Genomic DNA, 12,031 nt, shown 5'->3' on the forward strand with positions numbered 1-12,031 from the left:
TGTAACCTATCATTATGAGTCTTATGTTTTTAATTATTTCTCTTTTCCTGCGAGGAACTCATCGAAATTGACGTTGTACTTCTGCGATATACTCATCAATTCCTGCGTCTTTTAATTTTTTAATAGCCTTATCATATTCTGTATCAAAATCTAAAAAGCTGAACGAATCGCAGCCAAATCTTTTCCGGTTACTTCTTTGATCGCAGTTTCACTCTCTTTCGGTTACTTCTGTTTTACAATAGGTATTTAGAATAGTATTCCCTTAATATACTCAAAGGACAGCTTGGGGTGAACTCCGGCAAAATTCCTAGAAATATACCATTCACCAGCTATTAACGTCCAGAAGGTCTGAGCCATCAAGGAGCTGCTTCCTGCTTTAATTTCACCTGTCTCTTGTCCCTTCAGAATAACAGGTTCAATCGTATCCTTAACCATATCAGGGCTGTTTTCAATAACTTTGATTATTTCCTTATGCTTACTGACTCTGGAGTAGATGGCTCCTTCCAGTTTAGGGCTTATTTTTGTGCCCTTCACAAATTTATTTCCGGTTATATCTAGATAAAACTTCTCCAGGGTTTTTAAAGCTGAATCCTCAATCATCTCAAGTATTACCGGATCCTTCATACCAGCCTTCCACTCGTCAAATAATTCCTGATATATAATTTCCTTGGTAGGAAAATATCTAAAAATCAATGCTTCACTACAGTCCGTAACCTTAGCAATCTCCTTTGTCGTAACTGCGTCATACCCTTTATTTGCGAACAAGCGGCAAGCCGTTTCTAATATCTGCTTGCTTCTTTTTTCATTACCCATTCGGACAAACTTTTTGCTTTCCGTTTTTTCAGCCATAATAATCCTTCCTTATTAAGTATTTACTAATATATATCACATTGCTTTCTTTATTTCAACTCTCTCGGTCTATCTGATTATATATGCCATTGGCATGGTATTCGCCACAGGCAGGTTATGAAGGAGAATCAACTCCAAATTTCCACACTTCCTACAATACCCGTCGGCTCTGTTATCTTTGAATAGAACATCAGGGAACGCATATCCTGAGGAAGGGATTTCACCTTCCTATCAAGAGTTGTGGCAACCTCAATCCTGATATGGTTCTCTCCGGTTCTTAATGCTTCTCCCAAAGGAAACTGATATGGCGGGCAGATTTTCATTCCAAGACAGTGGCCATTTAGCCAGACTTCAGCGCCTTCATAGACATCTGTAATATGAAGTAGCTCCTTTCCGGTTGGCATTCTATCATAAATAAACTCACTTTCATAACGTAAATAACCGGAAAAGGCAGGTAATACCCGGCCCATGCTTCTTAACTCCGTCGTAACTTCAACAGGATGAAACTCTGGATACCTACTGACTTCGGCACTGGAGATTCTCCATGCTGCATCCAGTCTGTATCCAGGCTTAGCCTTGAAATCGCCTTGTTCTTCCACCTCCTTCAGATCATCAAATAGAGCAACCACACTTTGATATGGTGTTAATCTGATATGTATGCTTGTTCCGTCTTCGGTATTTCTGTATTCTGCCGGAATTATCCTATTGTCCATAGCATCATATAAGCTGACCTCTCCTTTTGATTTCACGGTTATCCAGCCATTGTATTCCTTACCGATACTTTCATTGGAGAACATATATATCTCTGTCTGATCCTTACGATAATGGTAATAACGCAGCGCATCAAATTGATTGTCACTGCTAATTTCAAATAATCTGTTATCCTTCAGTGTTTTTGACAAAGCCTCCAGAGAAACTACAATGCATTCGGACAATCCGTCAAGTAGCTGCTTCTCCTCTTCCTGCTTATCTATATTACAGATTCCATCCGGAAGCCCTTGAACAAAGAATACCGGGAATCCTTTTTTTGATGCAGTACCTGCAAATACAGCCACTTCCTTTGTGATAAATTGTGCATATGGGACAATAAAGCAGTCATAACTTTCACCATTCACCTGCAGGCAGCCATCAAATGCTGCATTGTAAGCTGACATATCTGCAAAAACATCGGAGGGAAGAATATCAAAATCAATCTGGCTTTCCAGCAGCTCTCTGGCAACCTTCTGATTAAACATACAGCCACCCGTCCATTCGCTTTCTCCATGATACAATACGGCTGCCGGTGCTATATGGGTACCTCCGTTCAATAGATGGCACATACGATTGGTGTAGTGCATCAGCTTTTTAAAATAATTGAACTGAGGATCCTCTCCCCCGGCATAAAAATGAGGCGGGCAGTCCGAATCAGGAAAATCCTTTGGTGAAAATGCGTGAGGTACATATACATTAATACCTCTCACCAGAAAATGATCCATCAGATATTTCATCGTTTTTATCCCAAGCCTCCAGCCGTAAGCTCCGAAGATTTCGCACATAGCCCTACCCTGTTTCTTCGGATCGATATGAGCAAGGGACGAACCCAGCTTTCCGAGTTCAAAATGATAAAACTCTCCATCCTTATCTGCACCTAGTAATGCTTCTCTTTTATAATTTTCTCCTCCGGGAAGAACCTGATCTCCGATATTATCAATTCCTGACATATGCTGGCCCATCATAGAGCGAAAAAAATGTCCCTGGCTGCTACCAAGTCTGCTATGCTGATTATTATCCTCCACGATATGACCGATGTATTCCACTCCTCTTTCCTCACACCACTGTCCGATCTGTCTGGAAAAATTCTCTTCCACCAGTCTGGTCACACAGTCCATATAGGCATAGCGAACCCTGGCATTTACTTTCTCATCTGACATGTCGGTCCAGAGTGCAGGATAATAGGGCAGATACTTCTTACCTAGCTTCTCCTCTAGCATTTTCTCAAGCTGGCTACTCCAAGGAAGTGGTGCCTTTTTCTTTCCGATGGACTCATCAAAATTATAGCCGATGCTATTGCCGAGGCAGGGTTCATCCGAAAAGAAGCCTGCAATCGTTTTCCCAAATTCTTCTTTGTAATGCTCATAATGAGGTTCATACACCGCATCAATCTGAATTCTACAGGAATCCTTATCGACCATACTGATATAGTCGCAGCGCCCCTCACCGTTTCTGGTAATAAAAAGAACATTAATTCTCCAGGTACCCTGGGGAACGTCCCATATTAATTTTCCGTTCACAATATTCGTGGTAAGATCGATTCCTTCCCCAATCAAGGAAGAGTCCCTATCCATCTGATATGCACGAATGGACAGGATTCTGTCATCTGTAAAATAGCGCTTCTTCTCCGAGCTCATACCAAACATTTCAAGATTTAATCCAGAAGGCAGCATAATCGGCATCATCATGGCGGCAAGACTAACCTCAACCTCAGGTGTAGGGCCACTGACATCGATAAACTTCCGGCTAATGTACTGCTTACAGTATTTATCCTCTGACTCTGCAATTTTTCCGGCGGCATAGCCGGTAGGAAAATGTGCATCATCCAAAATCCACAGCTTCATATCCCTTTTCTTAGCTTCATCAATAATGATATCCATATCATGCCACCATCCCGATCCAAGATAATCCGGATGGGGTCTGGCCTCCACACAGACTGCACGAATACCGCAGCTATGGATTGCCTCCATATACTCCCGAAGCTTCCCTTCACTCTCTCCATGCTGCCAGAAAAATGGCAGAATATAATTATCTTCCTTCTGTTCAATTAATTCTTTAATAAATGATTTCATTCTTACCTCCATTATGCTGCCGTCCGGCAGCTTTTATGTTCAAAATGAATTTAATAATTCTTTACGAAACCAGTCAAACATCTCTGTTTAGCCCTTTACCGATCCAATCATGACACCTTTTACAAAATATTTCTGTACAAATGGATATACGCACAGGATGGGCAAGGTAGATACGATAATGGCAGCGTATTTTACCAGGGTCATATAAAGCTGTGCATTGGAAATCATATCCGCTTGATTGACAGCATCCCCCGAGGACTTAATTAACAGCTCCCGCATAAACATCTGAAGCGGTAGTAATGAAGTCCTAGTCGGAAGATAGATCATAGCATTGAACCACTCGTTCCATTTACCGATTGCGGTAAAAAGCATAACAACCGCAAAAGATGCCTTACATAACGGAAGAATAATCCGAAACATAACAACGAAATCGTTCGCACCATCCATTCTTGCAGATTCCTCTAAACTGTCCGGTACACCCTGAATGGCAGTCCGCATGATAATAATGTTGAATACGCTTAATGCACTGGGAATCAGCATGGCCCATCTAGTATCAATCATATTCAGATTACGTACTACCATATAAGAAGGAATCATTCCACCGTTAAAAAGCATGGTAAATATCATAAACAGCATAAGAAAGTTCCTGTAACGAAAGGTCTTTTTGGATACAATATAGCCTCCCATCACAGATAGGATACCGGTTATAGCACACTGGGCAATTACATAAAAGATGGTGTTTGCATAGCCGGTGAGCAGTCCCTTAAAGTTAAGAATAATTTTATATGCTGTTACAGACGGCTGTTCCAGCGGTCTTAAGATTAATCCGCTTGTCGCATTTACCAAGGTCGGATCACTGACGGAAGCCATTGCCACATGCCACATAGGAATAATACAGATAATGCAAAGGGCGATCATGAATAAGTAATTAAATATTGTAAAAATGATTTCACCAAAACTTTTTTTCTTTACCATAGTCCTATCCCTCTCTTCTAAAACAGACTAGTATCTGAACATTTCGCACTGATTTTATTGGTAATCAACAGCAAGGCTGTGGCTATCAGGGAATTAAACAATCCTACGGCGGCACTCAAGCCATAATTATAATTCTGTAATCCTTCCCGGTAGACATAGGTATTGATTACATCAGCCGTTTTGTAGATGGACGGATTATACAATAGAAGAATTTTATCACTGCTTACCTGTAGTAGAGTACTAATGCGCAGGATCAGCATAATGATTATGGTTGGTGCAATACTAGGAAGTGTAATATGTATGGTCTGTTTGATGCGGTTCGCCCCATCCATGACCGCAGCCTCATAAAGTTCCTGATCAACACTGCTGAGTGATGCAATATAGATGATACTTCCGTAGCCTAAGCCCTGCCACAGGTTTGAAAGGACAAAAATCGGTCTGAAATAACTCGATATTCCCAGAAGATTACGCCCCCCACTATTTGTCACCCCAGCTACCAGATTGGACAGGACACCACCGCTGGCACAGAAATCCGTGATTAAACCGCATAAAACAACAGAGGATATAAAGTATGGCATGTAACTAATTGTCTGAACAGTCTTTTTAAATCTCTTAGTAGTAATTTCATTTAATAATAAGGCAAAAATAATCGGTGCAGGAAAGCCGACAATTAAATCAAGTGCACCCAGTACCACTGTATTCTTCATAAGTCTCAGGAAATAAGGCCCATGAAAGAATGCTCTAAAATTATCAAAACCTACCCAGTCACTTCCTATTAACCCCTTTACCGGAGAGTATTTTTCAAAGGCCATTAGAATTCCACCCATTGGGACATAGCAGAATATTATGAACCAGATTACGATCGGCAGGCTCATCAGATAAATAAGCTTATTCTTTTTAAAATCATAACCTATATTATGAGGAAGTGCCCTCAACCCCTTTCCTTCAATATATCCCTGTGCCTTTTTCTTCTTTTTCTGTTTATGTTCCATAATATCCTCCCATATAACTAAGTGCTTACTTAACAACACCTATAATAAATGCTTTTTTTTCGTTTGTCAACCTTAAAACTTAATATTATTAGTCGCATGTTATTAAGTAAACATTTACTTACATTAATCCTCTATACTTCCATATTTATAAGGATTTTCATGTATCATTATTTAAAATAATGTATTGACATTATTATTCCATGATAGTATATTAATTATGTAAGTATTTACTTACCTAATAATTTATGGAGGATGTTTTATGAAAGGATTTTTGTGTAAAATTCTAAACCGTATTACAGCTTTAGCGCTATGTGTTTTATTGCTTGCTACCATATTCACAGGCTGCCAGAAAAGCAATGACGACACCGATTCATCGGACACAGCCGACAGTCGCGGGGTATCAGCAACTGTGGCTCCTGAACAAACGGCTCTGAAAGAGCTAATGCTTCCGTTAACCGCGCAAAAAGAGGAGTTAACCGTATGGACCATCTACGATAATAACTCGATACCCGAGCCAAACAATCTTCCAGGGGTGAAAGCAATGGAAGCAGCAACCAATGTACATATTAACTGGGTACCGGTATCTGTATCCATGGCTAGTGAAAAATTCGGTCTTATGCTTTCGTCCTCGGAACTGCCGGATATCATATATGGAGCCGGGCTCGCCGATTACCCAGGTGGAAGTGAAAAGGGTGTTGAAGATGGATTCCTACTTGACTGCACAGATCTAGTCAATCTTTATATGCCAAACTATCGGGGCTTTATCGATGCGGATTCAGCACTAAAAAAAGAAGTAATGACGGATGCTGGAAAATACATTGGCATTTATGGTCTCAATTCCAGCGATACCGCAATTGAAGGAGAAAAGGAATATGCAGGACTTGCTGTCCGTAAAGATATTCTAGATTCACTGGGGCTAGATATTCCGAGTACCATCTCCGAATGGCATGATGCTCTTACTGTTGCGAAAAACGCAGGAATGGCGAAGCCCTTACTGCTTACGCTAAACGGTTATGGTTTTACCGGCTCCTTCATTACCGCCTTTGGTATCTATCCTGAATTCTATCAGGTAGACAATACCGTAAAATTCGGTCCCGTTGAAGAAGGCTATAAGAACTGGCTGGATACTATGCGTCAATGGTATTCGGAAGGCTTGATTGATCCTGACTTTATGATTAATCCTACCGGCATTGCAGATGCGCAGAATATTATGAATGATACTTCCCTTGCCTTTACAACAATCTGGACCTATACCAGCTACGGAGCCCTTCTAAACAGACTGACTAACAACGAAAAATGTAATATTACAGCTGTAACTAATCCGGTTCTGAATAAAGGAGATACACCCTATGTCATAAAGTCATCAAATGGAGCTAGCGGTAATCCTGCTTATATTACCTCCCGTTGCAAAAATCCGAAGCTTGCTGCCATGTGGCTGGATTATCAATATACACAGGAAGGTATGCTATCCAACTTCTACGGTGTGGAAAATGAATCCTATACCGTAGCTTCCGATAAAACCTTATCCTTTACAGACAAAGTCATGAAAAATCCTGATGGCTTAAGTGCTACCGAAGCTCTTAAATATTATGCAAGAGGCAATGGTCTGGGGCTTTATAATTGGGAATATCTTGAGCATTTCTATCTAGGTGCTGAAGGTCTTCTTGAAAGTAAAAACATCTGGGATGACCAGAAAACCAACATGCTCTCCAGAAGAATTACCTTGACGGAAGAAGAAGGCAGCTCATACAACAGCCTATATACGGCTATTCAAACCATGGTTCGAGAATATGCCGCAAAATATATAATGGGACTAGAGGCACAGGATTCCTATGACAGCTTTAAGAACAGCCTTCAAGACAGCGGTTTGGGAGAGTGCCTCGGGTATCAACAGGCAGCTCTTGACCGTTATAACAACAGAGGCAAATAAATAGCTTTATAATTCAATTGTGATGAAACCACGTAATAAGAACGCGTCGCACTATAGCTTTTCAGCTGGAATGCGACGCGTTTCTATCTTTATTAAGTTATTTCAGCTGCTCCTTTAGTACATAGATTAATTCCTTCATCTGATCCTCTGTAATCTTCGAAAATCCAAACAGTGCCCTAAGCGGCAGCCCACCAGTCATTTCTTTCAGCATCTCATTGGAACTGCCAAAGCCTGATGCATTGCCTCCATTAGACTTCGAAAGCATCGTCGACATAATCGGTGCGGTTTTGGGGTTCTTTAACAATGAGCCTATCGTTGTATTCTCATCTACCCGGAAAGGAATCTCCCTTACAGGAGTGAACTTAACCTTCTCCGATAGACGAATTTCTGCAGAGGAATGAGCCAGTAAAAGCTCATAGGTTCCACCGGCAGCATACCAGTCTCCGATTTCTTCGTTATACCAGGATAGAGAACGGGCGTCGATTTCAAAGGTTACCGACTTCGTCTCTCCCGGTTTAAGCTCTACCTTGGCAAATCCCTTTAACTCTTTTACAGGCCTGCCCGGGGTACCGGTACGGTCACCGACATAAAGCTGCACTACTTCTTTTCCTGCCATCTTTCCTGAATTGGTGATCTGTGCCGTTACGGTTATACTCTCACCCTCTGTAAAATAACCACGAGTTACCTGCATATCATGATAGGAGAATTCGGTATAGGACAGTCCATGACCAAAGGGGAATAATACCGGGATTTTTTTAGCCTCATAATAACGGTAACCGATATAAATCCCTTCTGAATAAACGACCTTTTTGCCATCTCCAGGGAAATTCAAATAGGACGGGGTATCCTCAAGTCGAAGCGGAAAGGTTTCTGCCAGTCTGCCACAGGGATTTGCATCTGCATATAATAGGGCATCTGTTGCCTCACCGACTCCCTGACCTGCAAGAAACATTTCAAGAATAGCATTCACCTTATCTGCCCAGGGCACTTCCACAGCAGAGCCATTATGAAGAACTACGATGGTATTCTTTTGCACTCCCGCTATCTGCTCAATCAGTCGGTTCTGACATTCCGGTAGCCTCATATGTTTTCTGTCAATACCCTCAGAATCAAAGGATTCGGGTAATCCGGCAAAGATAACAGCTGCATCCGCTTTGGATGCTGCTTTGACTGCTTCTTCAAAATGGGATTGATCTTCTAGATCCTTGTCATGTGGGAAGCCCTCCGCATAAATTATATTGGGATTTTTATCCCTACCGGTATCTAATGCATTCGTTACCCTGCTGGCATGAATGTGGCTGGAGCCTCCTCCTTGATACCGCGGTATTTTGGCAAAGGCACCTATGTAGGCAACTTTTGTCTGACGGCTCAGGGGCAGCGCACCTTCATTCTTCAAAAGAACAGCACATTCCTTTGCCATATCTGTTGCTATCTTGTGATGCTCCTCTATGTCATATTGCGTATTGGTAGCATCGGCTTGGGAATATTGGAATATAACCTTAAGAATGCGTTCCACAGCTAAATCCAATAGTTCCTCTGGGAGCAAGCCTTCTCTGACTGCTTTCACAATCTGTTCATCACGAATACCGTTAGAAGAGGGCATCTCAAGCTCCAGTCCTGCCTCAATACTCTTTACTCTGTCGTTAACAGCTCCCCAGTCCGACATTACGAAGCCCTCGAAGCCCCATTCCTCACGCAGGATATCCGTAAGCAACTTTTTATTTTCACTGGCATATTCCCCATTAATTTTGTTATAGCTGCTCATTACGGTCCAAGGTCCTGCCTCTTTCACAGCCATCTCAAAGCCTGCCAGATAGATTTCACGCAGCGTACGTTCATCCACCTCTGAGGAGCAGGTCATGCGGTAGGTCTCCTGATTATTAACAGCATAATGCTTTAGGCTGGTACCTACCTCCCATTCCTGAATCCCCTTGATCTGTGCTGAAGAAAGCTTACCAGTCAGATAAGGGTCCTCTGAGAAATATTCAAAATTACGACCGCAAAGTGGGCTTCTCTTAATATTAACGGCAGGTCCCAGTAAAATCGCTATATTCTCTGATCTGCATTCTTCACCCAGCGCACTGCCCATCCGATATAATAAGTTCTCATCAAAGCTGGAAGCGCTCGCACACGCTGGAGAAAAGCATACAGCAGCAACACTCTGGTTCAGACCGAGATGATCTGCTTCCCCTTCCTGCTTGCGAAGACCATGCGGGCCGTCCGTTACCATCACGGCCGGAATGCCTAGTCTTTCCACTGCTTTCGTATGCCAGAAATCTGCACCGGAGCATAATCCTGCCTTTTCCTCCAATGTCATTTGTTTGATCAGGTCTTTGATCATAAGTCCCTCCATTCCTGCGCAAGAATTCTGCGCATTATCTATTTCGATGAACGATCATTTTTTTGAATGAACATTGCTGAATGAACATTGCTGAATGAACATTGCTGAATGAACATTTGTTAAATAATCATTCGTTTAATGAACATTCGTTGAACGAACATTAGTTGAATGCTTAGCCCAGAAGGCTGCTGCCTTATCCACCCACCCTTCAGCTTCGGTTCCTATACCCAGAGATATTCCGTGCTTTGCCTTTTCATACAGATGATATTCGTAAGGTATCTCATTCATCTTCAAAGCCTTTTCCAGTTCATCTCCATGATGGTGATAATCCAGCAGAAGATCATTCTTACCTGCCCAGAAGAATACGGGAGGATAATCAGGTGTTATATTCTTGTCGATACTGATTGCACTTACAGCCTTTTCATCCGGCTCTGGACCCAGAAGGAACTTATTACAATGTGGAAACTTCTCAGTTGATATGAGTCCATATGCTATTATGATGGCTCCGGGTTTTGGCATATTAAATTTCTTATAGCCAATATTGTCAAGACCATAGCAGCCAACCAGATGCCCTCCTGCTGAAAAGCCCAGAACCGCATAATCTTCAGGAACAATATTCAATTCATCTGAACGGTCAATAACATACCGAACAGCCGCTGCTAGATCTTCCACCGGTGCCAGATTATTTGCTTCCTCCCTTACACGATAAGAAAGTACAAAGGCAGTATAGCCTAAACCGTTTAGATGAAGTGCCAGTGGATAACCCTCCGATAGTGCTTCGCAATTGGCATAGGCACCTCCAGGACATACTATAATAAACTTTGATTTATTACCGGAAGGAAAATAATGCAGACTAGCATTGGCCTTAGTGTGATCTTTTTTTATCTCTTCCTCGGAATATATCTGTCTATAAACCCTCACCTTATTGCTGTGATTTTTAATTATTGCATTCAGACCATCCGCATAAATTTGTCCAGTCGTTTTCGAAAAACCGGATGCGAATTTATCAAGTGTCTGTATTGCCATGATGTCATTCTCCTTGGACCGCGGATAAATTTTTGCCTTTTCTTCCACCAGTACAGGATGTTCTATGATACTATCCACCGTGTCCTGTGGTGTAATAAAGGCACCCACAGGCTTTTTTTTATGAAAGGGTCTTCTCATTTTCAGACCTGCTCTTTTCAGCTTCCTGCTGGAAAAGTAAAGAATCAGAATCGCTTTATTCATAACTATCTCCCTTCTGAATCGAATGATACCCGCTCTTTTTAAGAAAATCATCAACTTCAAGTTTTAACTGTTCTCTGGATGCAATAGGAGCAGAAAAATCAATAAAATCAGGATCCTCCACTCCGTTACCGTATTTCACCTGGAAATACTTACGTCCTAGAATACGTATCGTAATATTACTGTGAAAGATACCATCTGATATAACATCAATCATGTGCCGAATCTGAGTTTTTGGCAGGAGGAAACGGTCATGAGCCGAACACACTCCAGTAAAATCCAGCTGGTCCACCTTCATTAGATCATGAAAAAATCGGTTGATCGGATATTTATTACCGTCAATGTAGAACACTCTTCTGCAGATGCTGTCACCGGATATCAGTGTTTTTGTTTTCTGATCATAAAGTACGATGCTTCCCGCAGTATGCCCCTGAATATCATATACCTGAAGTGTTCTGTCACCGAGCAATAATTCATCTCCTTCTCTCAAATCATGAACTCTCGCGGTTATTTTCTTTGAGGGCAGGAACTTAATGATGTTCTTCCCCAAAATTAATGCATCCTCCGGGTGTATCCATACATCTTCAAATTCATTCACAGCACCGGTATGATCAAAATGTCCGTGGCTTAGTACCAGCTGAACCGGCACCCCTGCCAGCTGCTGCGCATATTCCCGAAGTCCAGAGGCCCCAAGCCCCGCATCCACCAGCACTGCCTTTTCCTTTCCCCTAATCAGATATGTATTAATGGTTGCTGTACTCATTTCCCATTCCTTGCAGGATATCAAGAAGATTCCATCCCGCATCTCTTCATGGAAAAAATGTCCCTTTTTCATAAACCTCTCTCCTTAATGCCTAATATTATCACAGACTCCGCGTCGATATACTCTTCTCCAGCC

The 12,031-nt window shown here is 41.9% G+C and carries 8 protein-coding genes and 1 pseudogene; 1 reads left to right on the forward strand and 8 read right to left on the reverse strand.

The window, feature by feature from the left end; genetic code table 11:
• Positions 1–58: 58 nt before the first annotated feature.
• The 5 genes and pseudogenes from RTP52_RS20575 to RTP52_RS15990 form a co-directional block, all read right to left on the reverse strand.
• A pseudogene (locus tag RTP52_RS20575) lies at positions 59–142 on the reverse strand (DUF3502 domain-containing protein); the annotation flags it as partial.
• A 104-nt stretch (positions 143–246) separates the two neighbouring features.
• Positions 247–849 (reverse strand): TetR/AcrR family transcriptional regulator, encoded by a 603-nt coding sequence (locus RTP52_RS15975; protein WP_312372446.1) that lies wholly within the window; start codon positions 847–849, stop codon positions 247–249.
• 128 nt (positions 850–977) lie between these two features.
• Positions 978–3,671, reverse strand: coding sequence for a glycosyl hydrolase (locus tag RTP52_RS15980; protein ID WP_312372447.1), 2,694 nt, complete (start codon positions 3,669–3,671; stop codon positions 978–980).
• 87 nt (positions 3,672–3,758) lie between these two features.
• Positions 3,759–4,646 (reverse strand): carbohydrate ABC transporter permease, encoded by an 888-nt coding sequence (locus RTP52_RS15985; protein WP_312372448.1) that lies wholly within the window; start codon positions 4,644–4,646, stop codon positions 3,759–3,761.
• Between the two features lie 17 nt (positions 4,647–4,663).
• Positions 4,664–5,638 (reverse strand): ABC transporter permease, encoded by a 975-nt coding sequence (locus RTP52_RS15990; RefSeq protein ID WP_312101717.1) that lies wholly within the window; start codon positions 5,636–5,638, stop codon positions 4,664–4,666.
• 259 nt (positions 5,639–5,897) lie between these two features.
• Between RTP52_RS15990 and RTP52_RS15995 the strand changes: the two genes are divergently transcribed.
• Positions 5,898–7,568: an extracellular solute-binding protein gene (locus tag RTP52_RS15995; RefSeq protein WP_312372450.1), complete on the forward strand. Its 1,671-nt coding sequence runs from the start codon at positions 5,898–5,900 to the stop codon at positions 7,566–7,568.
• Between the two features lie 97 nt (positions 7,569–7,665).
• Here the strand turns inward: RTP52_RS15995 and RTP52_RS16000 are convergent, their stop codons facing one another.
• The 3 genes from RTP52_RS16000 to RTP52_RS16010 form a co-directional block, all read right to left on the reverse strand.
• Complete coding sequence (locus tag RTP52_RS16000) at positions 7,666–9,909, reverse strand: glycoside hydrolase family 3 C-terminal domain-containing protein (RefSeq protein ID WP_312101721.1); 2,244 nt, start codon at positions 9,907–9,909, stop codon at positions 7,666–7,668.
• A 135-nt stretch (positions 9,910–10,044) separates the two neighbouring features.
• Positions 10,045–11,073 (reverse strand): alpha/beta hydrolase, encoded by a 1,029-nt coding sequence (locus tag RTP52_RS16005; protein ID WP_312372452.1) that lies wholly within the window; start codon positions 11,071–11,073, stop codon positions 10,045–10,047.
• Positions 11,074–11,128: 55 nt separating this feature from the next.
• Entirely contained in the window at positions 11,129–11,968 is an 840-nt protein-coding gene (locus RTP52_RS16010) for an MBL fold metallo-hydrolase (protein WP_312372453.1), read from the reverse strand.
• Positions 11,969–12,031: the final 63 nt, after the last annotated feature.

It is taken from the genome of Lachnoclostridium sp. (assembly GCF_031997925.1).
In the GTDB taxonomy this organism is placed as follows: domain Bacteria; phylum Bacillota; class Clostridia; order Lachnospirales; family Lachnospiraceae; genus Lachnoclostridium.

Bases quoted from the DNA above. Each gene is read 5' to 3' on its own strand.
- RTP52_RS15975 (WP_312372446.1), bottom strand. From the start codon at position 849: ATGGCTGAAAAAACGGAAAGCAAAAAGTTTGTCCGAATGGGTAATGAA.
- RTP52_RS15980 (WP_312372447.1), bottom strand. From the start codon at position 3,671: ATGAAATCATTTATTAAAGAATTAATTGAACAGAAGGAAGATAATTAT.
- RTP52_RS15985 (WP_312372448.1), bottom strand. From the start codon at position 4,646: ATGGTAAAGAAAAAAAGTTTTGGTGAAATCATTTTTACAATATTTAAT.
- RTP52_RS15990 (WP_312101717.1), bottom strand. From the start codon at position 5,638: ATGGAACATAAACAGAAAAAGAAGAAAAAGGCACAGGGATATATTGAA.
- RTP52_RS15995 (WP_312372450.1), top strand. From the start codon at position 5,898: ATGAAAGGATTTTTGTGTAAAATTCTAAACCGTATTACAGCTTTAGCG.
- RTP52_RS16000 (WP_312101721.1), bottom strand. From the start codon at position 9,909: ATGATCAAAGACCTGATCAAACAAATGACATTGGAGGAAAAGGCAGGA.
- RTP52_RS16005 (WP_312372452.1), bottom strand. From the start codon at position 11,073: ATGAGAAGACCCTTTCATAAAAAAAAGCCTGTGGGTGCCTTTATTACA.
- RTP52_RS16010 (WP_312372453.1), bottom strand. From the start codon at position 11,968: ATGAAAAAGGGACATTTTTTCCATGAAGAGATGCGGGATGGAATCTTC.